The sequence below is a fragment of the Serratia sp. BW106 genome, from assembly GCF_002607755.1.
Taxonomy (GTDB): domain Bacteria; phylum Pseudomonadota; class Gammaproteobacteria; order Enterobacterales; family Enterobacteriaceae; genus Serratia; species Serratia proteamaculans.
Genome location: NZ_MCGS01000002.1, coordinates 165,978 through 182,663, shown reverse-complemented (window position 1 = coordinate 182,663; position 16,686 = coordinate 165,978). Strand labels below are relative to the sequence as shown.

The following is a 16,686-nucleotide window of genomic DNA, read 5'->3' as shown; positions in this document are numbered from 1 at the left end:
ATGCCGGATTTAATGGATTTGGTGCAACAGCGCCAGCAGGAGACGCTCACCGCACAAATTAAAGCGGCACGGATTAAAGGAGGCGGAGTGTCTGCGTCAATTTGCGAGGAGTGCGACCAAGCTATCCCGGCCGCACGTCGTGCAGCTTTTCCCGGTGTGACCCGTTGCGTGTCCTGCCAGACCATCCACGAACAACAAACCAAGCATTTCAGGGGGTAATCATGCTGCGCATTCCTATCGGCAAGGACTGGGTCGTCACCAGCGACGCCCATCAGTTTATTTTGAACCAAAAGAAGCTGGTTAAAACCGGCGGTAAGGCGGGCGAGGTGTGGCTCGACGCAGTTGGTTATTACCCGACGGTCACGCAGTTGGTTTCTGGGCTGTTGCATCACCACGTTCGTGACTCAACCGTCACCAGCATTGCCAGTCTGGCCGCTGAGATTGGTCGTATTGGCGAGCTTTGCCAAGAGGCTTTTTCAACTCACTACACGGTAGAAAAAAATGACAACTAAACAGCAATTTGTAATGGCCGTAACATCTCATTTTTCGTGGGGCGCTTATGCCGCCGCGATTATTTTATCAACCCTAAAAGTCATGGGTTTTGTTCCCTATGGTTCATGGTTGCAGGTTACGTCCCCGGCGTGGGGTGTTCCGCTGATTCTGTTCTTAATGGTTGTGTCGTTTGAGTGGCAGGCTAACCGGAAGCAGAAATGAACAACGCCAGCGAACAAAGAGAGGCAAGGGGGCGTATAGCCCCCTCACCGCCGCCGCCATTCGCTACAACCTCCGGCGAGCCGTTCGTCGGTGTTCACTCATGGAACGCCCCAAAATCAGCCATTAGAAAAGAAAGACCGCTTACCCGTGAGCAACACGCTCAGGGGCAAGCTGTTTTGCGTAAAATCCACTCCTTACCGCATTTCCTCAGCAGTATCTTTTTGGGGCGTCATTCATTCTTGCTGAAAGAGCAGGGCCTGCACGCCGCTAATAAGTGGCTTGTTCTCCAGTTTGAGCGCCGCATCTGGCCGCGCATTGAAATCGTTAACGGTAAAAATGCGATGAGACTTTACTCGTCGCTGCGCTTTATGGCGGAGGTAGACAACTATGCGCGCCTACCGGGTATGGATGACAAGGAGTTGCGCCGCTTTGCTGACCGCGTTGCCGGTCAGTTGCTGCAAAATTATGACCGCTATTGCGAGGAGTTTATCGCTGAGAATAACGGGGATAATTCTCAGCTAATCAGCAACAGTGTTCAGGCTGAATTCTATGGACGTATCGCGCTTATGGCACGGGCGTTTAACATTACTCCGATGCACTGGCGCAAATACCTCAAAGGTAGGCTGGACGCTACATCAGCGGTTGCCAGTTTGTCACGCCTTGTTAACTCCGAGTGGTGGGAGCGCCAGTTGAAAGCCCAGCGCATGCGCTGGCGTGAGGCGTTGCTCATTGCGGCCGGTGAAGTGAACCTCAAAAAACACCCTTACGCGAGTAAGCAGGCTATCCGTGAGGTGCAGGCTCGGCGGCTTGCCAATATGGATTACCTGAAAGGGTGCGAACTGGAGAACGTCGCCACCGGCGAGCGCGTTGACCTGATTGATAAAGTGATGGCGAGCATTTCTAACCCGGAAATTCGACGTATGGAGCTGATGAGCACCATCGCAGGGATCGAGAAATATGCCGCCAGCGAGCAGCATGTCGGCATGTTTATCACTATCACCACCCCGTCGAAATACCACCCGACCCGCGTCGTCGGCAAAGAAGGGGCTGAAAAAGTCCAGTTTAACCACAACTGGGATTTAGAGGCTTTTTCACCGAAAGACGGCCAGCGTTATCTTGTGCACATCTGGAGCAAGATGCGCACCGCGTTTAAAGACAACGATTTGAGCGTTTACGGTATGCGTGTCGTTGAGCCGCATCATGACGGTACACCGCACTGGCATATGATGCTTTTTTGCCAGCGCAAGCAGCGTCAGGACGTCATCGATATCATGCGCCGCTATGCCTTGAAAGAGGACGGCGACGAGCGAGGTGCGGCAAAGAACCGATTTGAAGCCAAGCACATGAACAAGGGCGGTGCGGCGGGGTATATCGCCAAATACATCGCCAAAAATATCGACGGTTATGCGCTCGATGGCCAGATTGACCACGACACCGGCAAGCCGCTGCGCGATATGGCCGCGGCGGTGACGTCCTGGGCGTCAACGTGGCGCATCCCGCAGTTTCAGCCTATTGGCGTTCCCACCATGGGCGCTTACCGTGAGTGCCGGGCCGCTTGCCTTCGTGGCGTGAGCCTGTCTGATTCCTTTGATGAGCGAGTCGAGGCAGTACGTGCGGCGGCTGATGCTGGAGACTTTTCCGCCTATATAGCCGGGCAGGGCGGCGCAAATGTTCCACGTGATGTGCAGACCGTTCGCGTAGCCCGCAAGGTGGCAGATGAGCCGAACGCTTATGACGAAGAGGTGCAAAAGGTTGTCGGCATTTTTGCCCCGCACCTTGGCGCAGGTCATATCCACGAAACCCGGTCAACAGAATGGCGCATTGTTCGCAAGGCTGTTGATGTTGACGTTAATCCTTTGACTTTAAAAAGCGCCTCCGGCGCGCCTCGGAGTCCTGTCAATAACTGTGGGGAGGTTCAGCGAGAACCTGATCCAGATATGCAGGTAGCAACGCCTGAATATGTCACGGCGGTGATGAATTTGATTGAGGGCGGGGATGTTAGCTGGAATGACGCCGACGTTGCCAAGACGATGAGAGAGGCTCTAAGGCAGCAATCACCGAAGGGCAACCACCAAGAAATCGCCCGGAACCGTAGGAAATCGCGAAATGATGCGCCATCGGCACGTCTGACTCCGGCAGAACGGGCAAGGATTCCGCAAGTCCGGCTTGAGCTCGCGCAGCAGGACATTATTGCCGAGCGTTGGGAGTTGAGAGCCCTGACGCGGGGAGCTAGGGTGATTTTTGGCGACAAAGAAATATCATACCCAGTGCTACAAGGCTGGCAGGGGTTCTCTGATTAACAAACCACCTAGAAGGAGAGCCAAACTAATTCAAAGGTATAGGTCAATCAGATTTCATGATTATTTGTACAGTAAAAACTAAAGATTTGGCTTCAAAAATGCTTGTGTAAAGTGGTAATATTCTGCGTGTGGATAGTGATTCCAGTTACCATTGTGGTTACGAAATTGAATTATAAGAGGTTTTTATGGTAAATGTGAGAGAGGAGGAGCTTCTCAAGCTTGTGGAGCAAGGTATCAAGGGTAACGCCAATGCCTTCATGTTGCTTTGCCGCAGAATGATTAGCAATCTAAAGAAGAATGATGAAGAGCTAGCCTCAAGACTGGCCAAATTAATTTCTGATACTAACGTTGTGCGTGGTGTTTCAAATCCTCCAAAGCCTATGCCTGTAGATGGCGACTCTCGCCGTTCTTTGCTTCAAGAAGCGTCTCTCGTAGCTTTAGCGGAAGAACCTGTTTGGAATGACGATATTGCACGAAAACTCCATGCAATTGTTAAAGAGAGAGAGAATGTTGAGCCTCTCCTAAAGGCAGGGTTGGAGCCAGTTAAAACAGTATTGCTTTCTGGGCCTCCGGGAGTGGGGAAAACAATGTCTGCGCACTGGTTGGCATCGAAACTGAACTTGCCACTTCTCACGTTAGATTTATCAACGGTAATGAGTTCGTTGCTAGGTAAGACAGGAAGTAATATAAAATCCGTTATGGATTACGCTAAAGAATCACCATGCATATTATTATTAGATGAATTCGATGCTGTGGCTAAGCGTCGTGATGATGATAGGGATGTAGGTGAATTAAAACGCTTGGTTACTGTTTTACTGCAAACTATTGATGAGTGGCCCGCAACATCTCTGTTAGTGGCTGCCACAAATCACCCGGACATTCTTGATCCGGCTGTATGGCGTAGATTTGAACATGTATTGAACTTTGGTAATCCATCAGTTAAGCTTATAAAATTATATCTTGAAAATCATGGCGTAAGTGAACTCCTGTCAGAACGTTTATCACTTATTCTTGATGGTGTTTCTTTTGCAATAATAAGTAGGTTGATAAACTTCTCTAAGAAAAATGAAGTGCTATCAGCAGTGCCTTTTGAAAGTTCACTGATAGATGCATCTATCAGTGAGTGTGGCCACTCTAAAGATATAGGGCATAACGAGCTTAGAATATTACAGTATTTTTTAGAGGGCGGATCTAATAGAAAAATTGCTGAATTAGTTGGTGTTTCTCATCCAACAGTTTCTAAAATTTTGAAGGAATGGGGGGTTAAATAATGGAACGAAATTTATTACTTGGTAACGGTAATGTATTAACATCAACTGAGCCCCTTCCTAAAGGGCGTGATGGAAAAAGACTACCTTATACTTTAGCCGAGGTTAGGGAAAAAATTAACCCCGAGTTGGATGAGGTGGTAAGAAAATTCGAATCTCTTAGCAAGTTGGCTAAGCCGCGCGGGGAAAGTGTTTTTAATTTAACTTTGCACCCAGCGTTCCTTGGGAAGAGCTATTTTCCAGAGGATATTTTGAGAGTCTCTGGGTTGAGGGATGTAGGCAGCCGACAGCTAATCATTACACCAAAGAAGGCAGCCAGAAAGTGTGATGTAAATAAACCACTGGTGACCGCTCAGCTTTTTGTGAGTGGTAATGAAGATTCGATTGGTAAATTCAAACAAATATTGAATGATAACTCTTCGCCAAAGTATTTAAAGGACGAGTTTATCGAGATTGAACGTATTGATTTTTTTGATATTGCAGATAGGGAGAGGAACTTCCAATATGCAAACGAAAATGTAGGTAAGTTTGAGGTTGTTCTGCATGCTGGCGCTGAGGATGATGACATTGTCAAAGCGTTCATGACATATGCATCCGAATTTGACATCGCTGTTGATTATAAAAGTAGAATACAAGTTGGCGGTCTAACTTTTTTGGTTGCTCATTCGACCCCTCACAATATGAGAAAGGTGCTTGATTTCTCATTGATTAGAGTTGTAAGGCCAATGCCTGCTTTAAGGTGTACTCAACCTAATATTGTAAGAAAAATATCAGGTATTGTTACACCAGAGTTACCTACAGAAAACGCAATTTTAGGTACCGAGAGAATTGCGATTTTCGATGGGGGCTTGGGGACGACAGACCTTAATCAATGGGTGACAGAATACGCCTATCCAGATACACAGGATACGGTGGGTTATTTGTTGCAGCATGGGAATGAAGTAACATCAACGTTCTTATTTGGTAGGGTGGATGAAAAATCCCCATCTTTTAATCAACCATTTATGAATGTTGACCATTATCGTGTGCTTTCGCCTACTTCAGGCAGTAATGGTGATTGGGATTTGTTCGATGTCCTAAAGAAAATACAATCGGTTCTGGATACTGGTGATTATAAATTTGCGAATTTAAGCATTGGTCCGCACTTACCAATTGGTGATGATGAAATTCATGTCTGGACGGCTGTTTTAGACCAGCTTTGTGTTAAGCATGGCATTCTTTTAACTGTGGCGGTTGGTAATGATGGTAATGAGGAGGGGGATGCAGCAAGAATTCAGCCTCCTTCCGATATGGTTAACGCCCTGTCAATTGGTGCGGCAGACCGCAGTGGTGACAAGTGGGGACGTGCTCCATATAGCTGTATTGGGCCTGGAAGAAGTCCCGGATTCGTCAAGCCTGATGGGATTATATTTGGGGGTAGCGATGACGAGTTATTTTATACCTATAATCCCTTGCTCGGTTCGATTGTAGGAGTTCAGGGGACAAGTTATGCATCTCCATTAGCTTTAAGAACTGTCGCTGGGGTTGCAGCGTTATCTGGTAGTCCATTGAATACAATAGCATTAAAGGCACTATTGGTTCATCATGCCGAAAAATCAAAAAAATGCCCGAGGGAACATATAGGTTGGGGGCGTTTAAGTGAAGACCCAAATATTTTAATAGATTGTAAGGATGATACTGCAACTATTATTTATTATGGCTCATTGGCTAAAGGTAAATACCTTAGGGCACCAATACCATTTCCTGATGTGCCTTTCAGTGAGTCTTTTGAATTAACTGCGACGTTGTGTATCCAGACCCCTGTAGATCCGGAGCATTCTATCAATTACACAAGAGCTGGAATGCAGGTCACATTTAGGCCTCGTTTGGGGTTGGCAGATACAGATACCGTCGATTTTTTTGGTAAAAACAGCCAGTATCAAACAGAAAGAGAGTGCAGAAGTGAAGGGCATAAATGGGAAACTTGTCTCCATAGAAGCAAGAAATTCAATGTTGACACAGTGCTTAGCGATCCTGCCTTTGACATTAAATATCACGCCAGAGACTCGTCACGTAATGTTAGTGGTAAGTCGGCTCCAGATATGCAATATGCTATGGTTATCAGCGTAAAAGTGGCTGGTTTGGATATGTATAATATAATCAGGCAGCGATATGATGTTTTGAACCCAATTCAACTCAGAACTCAAATTAATATCCAGTCCTAATATAGTAAGGCCATCTTTGAGAGGGCCTTGATTATATTACTAAAAATAAAGTGGCTAACTCAGCATTTTTTTCATCTATGCTGCATGTTTTTGCATTTTGTTCAGATTATGTATTTTCCTACACCGCGCCAATACTGGCGCGGCTTTCGTCGTTTCAGGCAACTGCATTAAAACCGACCCATGAAGCGGGCAGGCGTGGCGGGGATAGCATTGCGCGCAGGCACGTATTTAATTATCAGAATTGACGGCGTCAGCGCGTCGTGATGCCGTTTTGGTGTTCCGGTTTGATTCGTGGGTGCGTGCAGTGGCGCGGGCGGTGGTGGGCGTCAGAGGGCGTTTGCGGGTGGGTATGAAAAAGCCGCCAATCAGGCGGCCGGTTTATCATTCGTCGTCGTTGTCGAGGGTGTATTTTTTAAAGCGGATGACCTCCTCGCCGATCCAGTCATTCACCTCAGTGATGCGTTGCTGTAGCGGCGTCAGCTCATTGCGGACAAACACCCTTGCGGCCTTCTCCACGTCGCCCACTGACCCGACGTTCTCCGGCTTACCGCCCATCAGTTGATAGGGGATGCGGTGGGCGTCCAGCAGGTCGGCGGCGCTGACCTTTTTGATGTTAAAAAAATCATCCTTCGTCGCCACCTCGCTGAGCGGCACAATCTTGATACCGTCGGGCTTTCCGTTCGGCGCGTAGAAAAACAGGTTTTTAAAATTCCCCATGCCTTTCGAGTCGCTCATCGCATCGCGCAGCGCTTCCACATCGGTATTGTTCTGCGCAGCGTCCGTCACGTACATGATATAGCCCGCGTGCGCGCCGTTCTGGTAATACTTGCGGCGGAACAGCGTGGCGGATTCATTCAGCCAGGCAGAATTGAGCGCCGACAGATATTCCGGCATCCCGTACAGCTCTTGGTTGATATCCGGCTCCAACAGGTGGAAAACGCTGTTCGCGGCGAACGGGTGCGGCTCAACGAACGATTGCACAAACCAATAAACGCCGGGTTCAACACCGCGCCGGGTGTATTTGGCCGGGGAGGTCTCCAGCTTCAACAGCTTGCCGCTCACGCTCTGGCGCTTCTCTAAAAAAGCGTTGCCGAACACCAAATAATCCAACACAAACCGGCTGAAATCTTGCTGTGATAGCAGGGGATGCGTGATGTAGGTGCTTGCTAAAATGTTGCGCTTCACATAAATCGGCGAGCTGTGGTGAACGGCTGCGCGCAGGCTTTTCGCCAGCCCGGAGAAGCTGATAGGCGGTTCAATCCATTTGCCGTTACCGACGCACTCGGTGTAATCCAGAATCTCGCGGCGATCCAGAACGGCCGACGGCTCACCAAAGGTAAACGCCTGCATTTTCTGGTCAGGCTCTGCAACAGTCAGAGTCTCTTTTCCCTTGTTGCGGTTGCGATTACGTTTGCTCATCGGTTGAAGTCCAGAATAGATTTAGAGGGCTGGCCGTTGGCGGCGGTCAGGGGTTCATTTAACAGCGCGTGCATGGTTGCCCACGCGACGTCGGCGTGACTGGCTTCCTCGCTGCGACTAGCCTCGTAGGTCATGCCTCGGCCGCTGGCGGTCATGGTTTTGCGGATGGCCATAAACGATTTGGTGATATCGGTGTAGGCGGTGTCGTATTCCAGCCGGCCGCTGCCGATAGTGTCTTTTGCCTTGAGCACCATGGCTGTTTTCACCTCGGCGTTGTAGCGGATTTCACGGGCGGCCGGGTAGAAGGCGCGCACCAACTGGAAAACGCCTTGCCCGATGCCGGTGGCATCGATGCCGATATATTCCACGTTGTATTTCGCGGTCAGTTTGCGGATAGATTCGGCCTGCGTGGCAAAGTCCATACCTTTCCACTGGTGGCGCTCCAGTATGCGGAACTTACCGCCCGTCACCATCGGCGGAGCCAGCACCACGCAACCGGCGCTATCGCCGGAGTGCGCCGGGTCATAGCCGACCCACACCGGACGGTCACCGAATGGCCGGTCAGCGTAGGGGTTAACGTCCGTCCATTCGACAAGACTGTCGACCATGCAGCCCTGTAACTCTTCAAACGGGAACACTGACGCGCTATCGTCGACAAATTCACACATGAACAGGTTGCGGAAATCCTCGGCGCTGTTCTCGCGTTTCAGCACGTCGAGGTCAAACAGGTTACAGCCGCCACGCAGGGCGTCTTCAATGGTAACGATTTGCCGCCATTGACCGTCGTCGCACAGCTTACCGGCCGCTAACGCGCGGTGGCTGATATCGATCTCGACGTGTTCGCTGGCGTTTTTGCGGCCCTTGTTAAACAGCTCACCAGACCAGAACGGAAACGCGCCATGTGCCAGCGTTGACGGGGTGGAAAAGTAGGTCGACCGGAGGTGCTTTTGCGAGGCCATGCCGGAGGCCACTTTGCGCAGCTTTTGGAAGTTGGGGATCCAAAAGATTTCATCGACCAGCAGGTCGCCGTTATGGCTCTGCGCGGTGTTGGAGTTGGTGCCGAGAAAAATCAGCTTAGCGCCGTTATTGCCGAGCACAATCGGGTCACCGGTCAGCTCAACGTCAACCCGCCGGGCAAACTGAATAATGTATTCGCGGAATACATAGGCCTGCGTTTTGCTTGCTGACAGGAATATCTGGTTATGGCCGGTTTTAAGCGCGTGCAGCAGTGACTCTCGGGAAAAATAGAAGGTCGCTCCAATCTGGCGTGATTTCAGAATATCGCGGATGCGGTGCGCCAGTCCGGCCTTGTGCCAGCCGAGCTGATAATCGAAAGACTCGTCGTAAAAAATATCCTCAAGCTTTGCGATAGCCTCATCGCTGAAATAGTTCTTTGTGGGCTTTTTGCGCTCACCTTTGTTGCGGTTGGCAACGTTGGGGTTGAGGTCGGCTTCGTTGCCGGAATTCATGTAGCGACTGACGCGCGCAAGTCGCTCAATCTGGCGGCCTAACAGGTCAATTTCTTTGTAGTCGCTGCCCTCTTTTTTGGTCTTGAGAACGAGCTGCACCATTCGCGCCTCGATGCTGGACTCCACGCGGGAAATCGGCGCGATATCGTCCCATTTTTCCCGCTGTTTCCAGCTCTGCACCGTGGGTGCTTTCTGCTTCAACATTTCCGCGATTTGCTTCACGGAGAAACCTTGCCAGTACAGCAACGCGGCCTGTCGGCGCGGGTCGCTGAGTAGCGAGGTGTCGGTCTGGATTTGCATGATATGCCCTCATGTGGATGACGAGGGCAAGGCTACGCAAGCCACGACGGCCGCGCGCTAATGTGCTGTTGTCTGGGGGATAGTCCGTCGGCAGTCGCTGGCCGTGAGGGTGGTCAGTCGGGAAACTAGCCCCGACCTTAACCACTCAGGACAATGGCTCATGGCAAAGAAAGTATCGAAATGGTTCCGCATTGGTGTCGAGGGCGACACCTGTGACGGCCGCGTGATTGACGGTAATGATATTCAGGAAATGGCAGGCGGTTTTGACCCGCGTGTTTATGGTTGCCGTATCAATCTGGAGCACATCAAAGGGCTGTTTCCCAACGGCGATTTTAAGCGCCTCGGCGACGTGGTCGAGTTGAAGGCCGAGAAGATTGATGACGACTCTATCCTCAATGGCAAGTGGGCGCTGTTCGCCAAAATGACCCCGACCGACGAACTGGTCGGCATGGTCAAGGCCAGCCAGAAAGTTTACACCTCCATGGAAATCCGCCCGAACTTTGCCAACACCGGCAAATGCTACCTCGTCGGTCTGGCGGTCACTGATGACCCGGCCAGCCTCGGCACCGAATACCTCGAATTCTGTTCCCGCGCCAAGACTAACCCGCTGGCCGGTAAAAAAGCCGAGCCGGGTGATGTGTTCTCGGTGGCGACTGAGGTGCTGCTGGAATTTGAGGAGCTGCCTGACAGTCTGCTGACCAATCTGACCGACCGTGTAAAAGGCATGTTCAGCCGTAAACAAATCAGCGATGACGCGCGATTCAGCGATGTGCATGACGCGGTCACCGTTATCGCCGAGCAGGTGCAAACCAACGGCGACAGCGCCGAAACGCGGTTTGCCCAGCTTGAGCAGGAAATAGCAGGGCTGAAAGGTGAGGTAACGGCCGGTCAGGAACAGTTTTCCGAGCTTCAAATCACCCTCGACACCACCGAGAGCTTGAGCCAACAGCGACGCCCGAAAGCCTCCGGCGGCAACGGTGAAGACAGTCTGTTGACCAACTGCTGATAACAGCCAGGGCGGTGCGCGTGGCGTGCCGCTGTGAAGTAACCCGAATTAATCGAATCAGGATAATGCAATGAAGACAAAGACCCGCTTTCAATTTAACGCCTATCTGCAACAGGTTGCCAAGCTGAATGGCATCACAGATGTCGCCGATGTCGGCAAAAAATTCAGCGTAGAGCCGTCAGTGACGCAATCGCTGATGAACATCGTACAGGAGTCCTCCGAGTTCCTGACCCGCATCAACATGACCCCGGTTGACGAGCTGAAAGGTGAGAAGGTCGGCGTGGGTGTTAACGGCTCGATTGCCAGCACCACCGACACCGACGGCGGCAAAGAGCGTCAGACCGCGGATTTCACCTCGCTGGAGTCCAATAAATACGAGTGCCAGCAGGTGAACTTTGATTTCCATCTGCGCTATAACCAGCTTGATTTGTGGGCGCGCTATCAGGATTTCCAGTTACGCATTCGCAACGCCATCGCCAAGCGTCAGGCACTGGATTTCATCATGGCAGGGTTCAACGGCACCCATCGCGCGGCGACCTCTGACCGTGCCAAAAATCCGATGCTGCAGGATGTGGCGGTGGGTTGGTTGCAGAAATACCGTAACGAAGCCCCGTCGCGTGTGATGAGTAACATCACCGGTGAGGATGGCGCGGTAATTTCGACGGTCATTCGCATTGGCAAGGGCGGCGATTATGCCAACCTCGACGCGGTGGTGATGGATGCGACTAACAACCTGATTGCACCATGGCATCAGGAATCGCCCGACCTTGTGGTGATTTGTGGCCGTAAATTGCTGGCCGACAAATACTTCCCGTTGGTTAACCAAGCGCAACCCAACACCGAGGCACTGGCCGCCGACGTGATTGTCAGTCAGAAGCGCATCGGTAACCTGCCTGCGGTGCGCGTGCCGTTCTTCCCGGCTAACGCCATCTTTATCACCACGCTCGCCAATCTGTCGATTTACATCATGGATGACAGTCACCGTCGTCACATTGAAGAGAACGCCAAGCGTGACCGCGTCGAGAACTACGAGTCGATGAAAATTGACTATGTGGTCGAAGACTATCCGGCCGGTTGCCTGATTGAAAACATCGAGCTGCTGCCCGCCCCGACTGAAAAATCGGCCGCTATGGCACCGAATGTGATCCAGCAGTCATCCGGCGCGGATATCAATGCGCTGGCTGACGCTATCGTGCTGGCAGTTCAAGGCGCTGCGGCTCAACCGACAGCAACCCCGGAAACTCAACCAGAAGGCGGCGAGTAAACCATGACGAGTCCCGCACAGCGTCACATGATGCGGGTCTCGGCCGTGGAGGCCGCGCAGCGGGTGGATAATCCGCTGCGCCATGCCACCGCCTACGAGCAAATGCTCGTCAAGCTGGCCGCAGACCGCACCAAGCTGAAACTTATCCATTCTGTTGAGAGAAAGGCCGACCACAAGCGCGCCATGTTGCCGTTATACGCGCCATGGGTGGCGGGTGTGCTGGCCGAGGGTCGGGGGGCGCAGGATGACATTCTGATGACGGTCATGCAGTGGAAACTCGACGCCGATGACATTCCCGGCGCGCTGGACATTGCGCCTTATGCCCTGAAATACCGTCTTAAGGTGCCGAACAACAAACGGCCGGTCGCGTATCTGTTTGCCGAAGAGGTGGCACTGTCGGCAGAACGCAGCCGCAAGGCGGGAAGCCCGGCCAGCATCGATGACCTGCGCACCGCCATCGAAATGACCGCCGCCGAGGATATGCCTGACATGGTCAAGGCCAAGCTCTACAAGGTGGCCGGTCTTATGTTGAGTGACAGCGGTGACCCAGCGCAGGCGCTGGAGTACCTCGTCCGCGCAATGCAGCTCGACAGCAATGCCGGGGTGAAAAAAGAGATCCAAAAATGCGAGAGCGCCCTCAAGCCGAAGCCCGCGCCCGCCGCAAAAAGAACAACCACGCGCACGCGTAAGGCCGCCGCTACCCCGGCCAAACGCGGACGACCACGCAAGGCGGTAAAAACCGCCGGTTAACAGAACGCACCCCGTGCCGGGCGGCACGATGGCCGCGAGTGTCTTTTGACTTATCAACGCCATCGTCCACCGCCCACCCATTTTGAGGTTGTCATGACGACAGTGATTATGCGTAACCCGGTCGAACCGCAGGACGAGCCGACGGCCATTATCCCGCAGCCGGATGCGCCAGAACCGGTGATTAAAAACACGTTCTTTTTCCCGGACGTTGACCCGAAGCGTATCCGCGAATTGATGCGGCTGGAGTACACGGTCACGCCTGAGCGTTTGCGTTTTGCCATTCGCAGCGGTATCGCGGAGGCGAATGCGGAGCTGTATCTCTATCGCGAGAAGCAAATCGCGGCCGGGTTCAAGACGCTGGCCGACGTTCCTGCCGATGAAATCGACGGCGAAAGCGAGAAGTGTTTTCACTACCTGAGCGCGGTCTGTGCCATGACCACAGCAACGCTGTACGAACGTTACCGGGGTGCGGATGCCAGCGCCAAGGGGGACAAAAAAGCCGACAGCGTCGAGGTGTCCATTGATGAGCACTGGCGGGATATGCGCTGGTCAATCGCTCGGTTGCAGGGCAAGCCGCGCTGCATTGTCGGGCAAATCTGATGAACGTCATCGCGCTTCAAGGGGACACGCTCGATGCGCTGTGTTATCGCGCCTACGGCCGCACAGAGGGCGTGGTCGAGGCGGTGCTGCTGGCTAATCCGGGGTTGGCTGAGCTGGGTGTCATCTTGCCGCATGGCACGGTGGTCACGCTGCCAGTGATTGACACTGCTCCGGCATCCGAAACCGTTCAGCTATGGGATTAAAAATGGAGAAAGTCACCTCGTTTATTGCCTACGCCGTTGCGGTGCTGCTGGCGTGGGCTGGGAAGTATTCCGCGCAGGATATCGCGCTGATTGTTGGCGCGGTGGTCGGCGTCGGCACTTTTTTTACTAACTGGTATTACCGCCGCAAAAGCTATTTGCTGCTGAAAAATGTCGGCATCCCCCGGGAGGTTTTCGATGAAATCAATCGTTAAACGTTGCAGCGTCGCCGTCGTGCTGGCGCTGGCGGCCCTGTTGCCGGACTTTACCCGGCTGCATACGTCGATGGCGGGCCTTGAGCTGATTGCGAATCTGGAAGGGTGCCGCCTGAGTCCGTATCAGTGCAGTGCGGGCGTCTGGACAAGTGGCATTGGTCACACGGCCGGGGTTAACCCAGGGCGGCCCATTACCGAGCGGGAAGCGGCGGTCAATCTGGTGGCTGACGTCATGCAGGTCGAGAAACGCCTCGCGCAGTGCATTCCGGTGACCATGCCGCAACCGGTCTATGACGCTGTGGTCAGCTTTGCGTTTAATGTCGGTACCGGCGCAGCGTGCGCGTCGACGCTGGCGCATTTCATCAATAAAAAACAGTGGTCGGCCGCATGCAATCAGCTTCCCCGCTGGGTGTTCGTGAACGGCGTTAGGTCTGCCGGGCTGGAAAACCGCCGGGGGCGGGAAGTGGCGCTATGCATGACGGGGGCACAATGAAAATATTGGCCGCTTTTCTTGCGCTTGCGCTGGCCGTAGCGGGCTGGGTGAAATGGGACAACCTCCGGTTGAGCCGTTCGCTGAGTACGGCCAATCAGACCATCAGCACGCAAAAAAATGACCTTGCCGGGGTGCGGCTCCAGTTGAGTGAGGTGCAGGCCAGCGCGCGGCGTAATGAACGAGAACAGGTCATTTTGCGCCAGCGCATCGCCGACGCTGACCTGTTGGCGAACCGTCGAAACCACACCATTACGAGGCTGCTCAATGAAAATGAAGTTCTGCGCCGCTGGTATCAGTCTGCTTTGCCTGATGACGTTATCGGGCTGCACACCCGCCCCGACTTTGCCACCCCCGACGATTATTTACGCTGGTTGTCCGAGGGTCAGCAGTTGCCAGCTGCCCGGCAGCAGCCCGAAAACCAACGGTGATTTAAGCGCGGATATTTTCAATCTTGAACGTGCGCTGGTGAGCTGTGCGCTACAGGTTGAGACCGTGAAAAAATGTCAGGAGGAACACGATGTTAAAACCGAAAAGTCTGCGTAAGGCGCTATATGACGCAGTGCCGAAACTCAAGGCGAACCCGGATATGCTGCGCATTTTTATCGATAGCGGTGTCATCGGTGCAACGCTGGCCGCGTCCCTGTCCTTTGAAAATCGCTATATGCTCAACGTCATGGTCACCGATTACCCGGATGATATCGATTTTCTGCTGGTGCCCATCGGAGCATGGTTGCGGGAGAATCAGCCCGATATCATGACCACGGACGAGGGCAAGAAAAAGGGCTTTACCTACGAGGTCGATATCAACAGCGACGACAGCATTGATGTCAGTATCTACCTGAGACTGACCGAGCGCACGCTGGTGAAAGAGGTTGACCGGGCACTGCACGTCTCGCACGCGCCGGAGCCACCCTTGCCGATACCGGTGGAAAGGCCGATGCAGCTTTATGTTAACGGTGAGTTAGTGAGTAAATGGGATGAATGAGTTAAAGCCCTTTGATGACAAGCTCGCCGGGCTGATTGCTGGTCTGTCCGCCTCCAGCCGTCGCCAGATGGCCACCGAGATTGCGAAACGTCTGCGCACCAGTCAGCAGGGCCGGATTAAACGCCAACAGGCCCCGGACGGCACGCCCTATGCTGACCGTAAACGCCAGCCGATCCGCAGCAAAAAAGGGCGGGTTAAGCGGCAGATGTTCGCCAAGCTGCGCACTAATCGCTACATGAAGGCAAAGGGGTCGGCTGATGAGGCACTGGTCGAATTTGCCGGGCGTGTGCAACGTATCGCCCGCGTGCATCAGGAGGGTTTGCGTGACCGCCCGAACCGTCACAGCCGGGATGTGCAGTATGACGCGCGGCCGTTATTGGGCTTCAGTGAGGCTGACCGGCAGATTGTGGAAGATGTGATAATTGCTCGCCTGAGCGAATAGCCGTTGTCTGACGGGCTATCCTACGCCCGCAAATTGCCGCTGGATCCCTTCAGCGGCATCCTTTCCCTATGAACACACTCGAATCGATTTCAGAACTCGCGCGCGCAGTGCGCAACCTCATCCGTATTGGTGTCATTGTAGACGTTGACACCGTGCAGGCACGTTGCCGCGTTCAATTGGGCGGCAATACGTCGGACTGGTTGCAATGGCTGACCTGTCGCGCCGGTGGTGCACGCACATGGTGGGCACCGTCCATTGGCGAACAGGTATTGCTGCTGGCGTTGGGTGGCGAGCTTGATACCGCTTTTGTACTGCCGGGCATCTATTCCGACGACTTCCCGGCCCCGTCGGCGTCGGCCGAGGCCTATCACGTCAGCTTTCCCGATGGTGCGGTCATTGAATACGAGCCACAAACCGGCGCGCTGAGTGTCTCCGGCATTGTCACCGCCGATGTGAGCGCCTCGACGTCCGTCAAGGTGACCGCCCCCACGGTGACCGTTAACGCCAGCAAAAAAATCAACCTCAACGCCCCCGTCGTGGAATGCAGTAATCAGTTAGTGACCGGCACCATTCAGATTAAAGAAGGGGGCGAGATGACCGGCGACCTGAGTCACTCCGGCGGCAGCATCACGTCTAATGGCGTTGCCGTGCATACCCACACGCACGGCGGCGTTCAGACCGGCGGCGGCAAAACGGATAAACCCTCATGACAGTGCGCTATACCGGAATGAGCCGGGAAACCGGCCGGAGCCTGACAGACAGCCAACATATCAGCCAGAGCGTGCGCGATATCCTCATCACACCTGTCGGCTCGCGGGTGATGCGTCGAGAGTATGGTTCGCTGTTGTCGGCCCTGATTGACCAGCCACAAAACCCGGCGGTCAACGGGCAAGTGATGGCCGCCTGCTACATGGCCATTCTCAAATGGGAGCCGCGCGTCAGGCTGACGTCGATCACCTTTGAGAAAACCTTCAGCGGTCAGATGTTCGTTGATATTACCGGCGTGCGCCAAGACACCACCGGCGGCACATTTTCGTTAACCGTTCCTCTGAGCTGA

At 53.3% G+C, this 16,686-nt stretch carries 20 protein-coding genes and 1 pseudogene; 19 read left to right on the top strand and 2 right to left on the bottom strand.

Translation table 11 applies throughout. From position 1 onward, the window contains the following. The 6 genes from BEI65_RS01370 (at position 1) to BEI65_RS01345 (ending at position 6,486) form a co-directional block, all read left to right on the top strand. Positions 1-219: a TraR/DksA family transcriptional regulator gene (locus tag BEI65_RS01370; protein ID WP_099061780.1), complete on the top strand. Its 219-nt coding sequence runs from the start codon at positions 1-3 to the stop codon at positions 217-219. Between the two features lie 2 nt (positions 220-221). Continuing rightward, the gene (locus tag BEI65_RS01365; protein ID WP_099061779.1) at positions 222-512 is read left to right on the top strand and encodes a DUF5405 family protein; all 291 of its coding nucleotides are present in this window, start codon (positions 222-224) and stop codon (positions 510-512) included. Continuing rightward, positions 502-714: a hypothetical protein gene (locus BEI65_RS01360; RefSeq protein ID WP_099061778.1), complete on the top strand. Its 213-nt coding sequence runs from the start codon at positions 502-504 to the stop codon at positions 712-714. The genes BEI65_RS01365 and BEI65_RS01360 overlap by 11 nt, the downstream gene beginning before the upstream one ends. Next, on the top strand, positions 711-3,014 hold the full coding sequence (locus BEI65_RS01355) for a replication endonuclease (protein WP_099061777.1): 2,304 nt from the start codon (positions 711-713) through the stop codon (positions 3,012-3,014). The genes BEI65_RS01360 and BEI65_RS01355 overlap by 4 nt, the downstream gene beginning before the upstream one ends. Positions 3,015-3,199: 185 nt before the next feature. Next, a complete protein-coding gene (locus BEI65_RS01350) occupies positions 3,200-4,285 on the top strand; it encodes an AAA family ATPase (RefSeq protein WP_099061776.1) in 1,086 nt (361 codons plus the stop codon). After that, positions 4,285-6,486, top strand: coding sequence for a S8 family peptidase (locus tag BEI65_RS01345; protein ID WP_099061775.1), 2,202 nt, complete (start codon positions 4,285-4,287; stop codon positions 6,484-6,486). Before BEI65_RS01350 ends, BEI65_RS01345 begins: the two co-directional genes overlap by 1 nt. 381 nt (positions 6,487-6,867) lie before the next feature. On the opposite strand, the gene BEI65_RS01340 is transcribed toward BEI65_RS01345, so the two are convergent. Both BEI65_RS01340 and BEI65_RS01335 read right to left on the bottom strand, forming a co-directional pair. After that, complete coding sequence (locus tag BEI65_RS01340; RefSeq protein ID WP_099061774.1) at positions 6,868-7,905, bottom strand: phage portal protein; 1,038 nt, start codon at positions 7,903-7,905, stop codon at positions 6,868-6,870. Next, entirely contained in the window at positions 7,902-9,674 is a 1,773-nt protein-coding gene (locus BEI65_RS01335) for a terminase ATPase subunit family protein (RefSeq protein WP_099061773.1), read from the bottom strand. The genes BEI65_RS01340 and BEI65_RS01335 overlap by 4 nt, the downstream gene beginning before the upstream one ends. Positions 9,675-9,834: 160 nt before the next feature. On the opposite strand from BEI65_RS01335, the gene BEI65_RS01330 reads away from it, so the two are divergent. The 13 genes and pseudogenes from BEI65_RS01330 (at position 9,835) to BEI65_RS01275 (ending at position 16,686) form a co-directional block, all read left to right on the top strand. Continuing rightward, positions 9,835-10,680 (top strand): GPO family capsid scaffolding protein, encoded by an 846-nt coding sequence (locus BEI65_RS01330; RefSeq protein WP_099061772.1) that lies wholly within the window; start codon positions 9,835-9,837, stop codon positions 10,678-10,680. Positions 10,681-10,750: 70 nt separating this feature from the next. Further along, entirely contained in the window at positions 10,751-11,944 is a 1,194-nt protein-coding gene (locus BEI65_RS01325) for a phage major capsid protein, P2 family (RefSeq protein ID WP_099061771.1), read from the top strand. A gap of 3 nt (positions 11,945-11,947) precedes the next feature. Then, a complete protein-coding gene (gene gpM, locus BEI65_RS01320; RefSeq protein ID WP_099061770.1) occupies positions 11,948-12,694 on the top strand; it encodes a phage terminase small subunit in 747 nt (248 codons plus the stop codon). A 93-nt stretch (positions 12,695-12,787) separates the two neighbouring features. Beyond that, complete coding sequence (locus BEI65_RS01315; RefSeq protein WP_099061769.1) at positions 12,788-13,294, top strand: head completion/stabilization protein; 507 nt, start codon at positions 12,788-12,790, stop codon at positions 13,292-13,294. After that, positions 13,294-13,497, top strand: a complete 204-nt coding sequence (locus BEI65_RS01310; protein ID WP_099061768.1) for a tail protein X — start codon at positions 13,294-13,296, stop codon at positions 13,495-13,497. The genes BEI65_RS01315 and BEI65_RS01310 overlap by 1 nt, the downstream gene beginning before the upstream one ends. Before the next feature lie 2 nt (positions 13,498-13,499). Then, complete coding sequence (locus tag BEI65_RS01305; protein ID WP_099061767.1) at positions 13,500-13,709, top strand: HP1 family phage holin; 210 nt, start codon at positions 13,500-13,502, stop codon at positions 13,707-13,709. Further along, a complete protein-coding gene (locus BEI65_RS01300; protein WP_099061766.1) occupies positions 13,693-14,202 on the top strand; it encodes a lysozyme in 510 nt (169 codons plus the stop codon). The genes BEI65_RS01305 and BEI65_RS01300 overlap by 17 nt, the downstream gene beginning before the upstream one ends. Then, positions 14,181-14,543, top strand: a pseudogene (gene lysB / locus BEI65_RS01295) (Rz-like lysis system protein LysB); the annotation flags it as partial. The gene BEI65_RS01300 and the pseudogene lysB, both read left to right, overlap by 22 nt. Beyond that, positions 14,467-14,745, top strand: coding sequence for an Rz1-like lysis system protein LysC (lysC, locus tag BEI65_RS27065; protein WP_232518947.1), 279 nt, complete (start codon positions 14,467-14,469; stop codon positions 14,743-14,745). The pseudogene lysB and the gene lysC, both read left to right, overlap by 77 nt. Beyond that, entirely contained in the window at positions 14,720-15,187 is a 468-nt protein-coding gene (locus BEI65_RS01290) for a phage tail protein (protein WP_099061764.1), read from the top strand. The genes lysC and BEI65_RS01290 overlap by 26 nt, the downstream gene beginning before the upstream one ends. After that, positions 15,180-15,629 carry a phage virion morphogenesis protein gene (locus BEI65_RS01285; protein WP_099061763.1) on the top strand — a complete coding sequence of 150 codons (450 nt, stop codon included), beginning with the start codon at positions 15,180-15,182 and terminating at the stop codon, positions 15,627-15,629. The genes BEI65_RS01290 and BEI65_RS01285 overlap by 8 nt, the downstream gene beginning before the upstream one ends. Positions 15,630-15,697: 68 nt before the next feature. Then, the gene (locus tag BEI65_RS01280; RefSeq protein ID WP_099061762.1) at positions 15,698-16,339 is read left to right on the top strand and encodes a phage baseplate assembly protein V; all 642 of its coding nucleotides are present in this window, start codon (positions 15,698-15,700) and stop codon (positions 16,337-16,339) included. Further along, the gene (locus BEI65_RS01275) at positions 16,336-16,686 is read left to right on the top strand and encodes a GPW/gp25 family protein (RefSeq protein WP_099061761.1); all 351 of its coding nucleotides are present in this window, start codon (positions 16,336-16,338) and stop codon (positions 16,684-16,686) included. The genes BEI65_RS01280 and BEI65_RS01275 overlap by 4 nt, the downstream gene beginning before the upstream one ends.

Coding starts and splice junctions, on each gene's coding strand:
- BEI65_RS01370 (WP_099061780.1), top strand. CDS start 1: ATGCCGGATTTAATGGATTTGGTGCAACAGCGCCAGCAGGAGACGCTC.
- BEI65_RS01365 (WP_099061779.1), top strand. CDS start 222: ATGCTGCGCATTCCTATCGGCAAGGACTGGGTCGTCACCAGCGACGCC.
- BEI65_RS01360 (WP_099061778.1), top strand. CDS start 502: ATGACAACTAAACAGCAATTTGTAATGGCCGTAACATCTCATTTTTCG.
- BEI65_RS01355 (WP_099061777.1), top strand. CDS start 711: ATGAACAACGCCAGCGAACAAAGAGAGGCAAGGGGGCGTATAGCCCCC.
- BEI65_RS01350 (WP_099061776.1), top strand. CDS start 3,200: ATGGTAAATGTGAGAGAGGAGGAGCTTCTCAAGCTTGTGGAGCAAGGT.
- BEI65_RS01345 (WP_099061775.1), top strand. CDS start 4,285: ATGGAACGAAATTTATTACTTGGTAACGGTAATGTATTAACATCAACT.
- BEI65_RS01340 (WP_099061774.1), bottom strand. CDS start 7,905: ATGAGCAAACGTAATCGCAACCGCAACAAGGGAAAAGAGACTCTGACT.
- BEI65_RS01335 (WP_099061773.1), bottom strand. CDS start 9,674: ATGCAAATCCAGACCGACACCTCGCTACTCAGCGACCCGCGCCGACAG.
- BEI65_RS01330 (WP_099061772.1), top strand. CDS start 9,835: ATGGCAAAGAAAGTATCGAAATGGTTCCGCATTGGTGTCGAGGGCGAC.
- BEI65_RS01325 (WP_099061771.1), top strand. CDS start 10,751: ATGAAGACAAAGACCCGCTTTCAATTTAACGCCTATCTGCAACAGGTT.
- gpM (WP_099061770.1), top strand. CDS start 11,948: ATGACGAGTCCCGCACAGCGTCACATGATGCGGGTCTCGGCCGTGGAG.
- BEI65_RS01315 (WP_099061769.1), top strand. CDS start 12,788: ATGACGACAGTGATTATGCGTAACCCGGTCGAACCGCAGGACGAGCCG.
- BEI65_RS01310 (WP_099061768.1), top strand. CDS start 13,294: ATGAACGTCATCGCGCTTCAAGGGGACACGCTCGATGCGCTGTGTTAT.
- BEI65_RS01305 (WP_099061767.1), top strand. CDS start 13,500: ATGGAGAAAGTCACCTCGTTTATTGCCTACGCCGTTGCGGTGCTGCTG.
- BEI65_RS01300 (WP_099061766.1), top strand. CDS start 13,693: ATGAAATCAATCGTTAAACGTTGCAGCGTCGCCGTCGTGCTGGCGCTG.
- lysC (WP_232518947.1), top strand. CDS start 14,467: ATGAAAATGAAGTTCTGCGCCGCTGGTATCAGTCTGCTTTGCCTGATG.
- BEI65_RS01290 (WP_099061764.1), top strand. CDS start 14,720: ATGTTAAAACCGAAAAGTCTGCGTAAGGCGCTATATGACGCAGTGCCG.
- BEI65_RS01285 (WP_099061763.1), top strand. CDS start 15,180: ATGAATGAGTTAAAGCCCTTTGATGACAAGCTCGCCGGGCTGATTGCT.
- BEI65_RS01280 (WP_099061762.1), top strand. CDS start 15,698: ATGAACACACTCGAATCGATTTCAGAACTCGCGCGCGCAGTGCGCAAC.
- BEI65_RS01275 (WP_099061761.1), top strand. CDS start 16,336: ATGACAGTGCGCTATACCGGAATGAGCCGGGAAACCGGCCGGAGCCTG.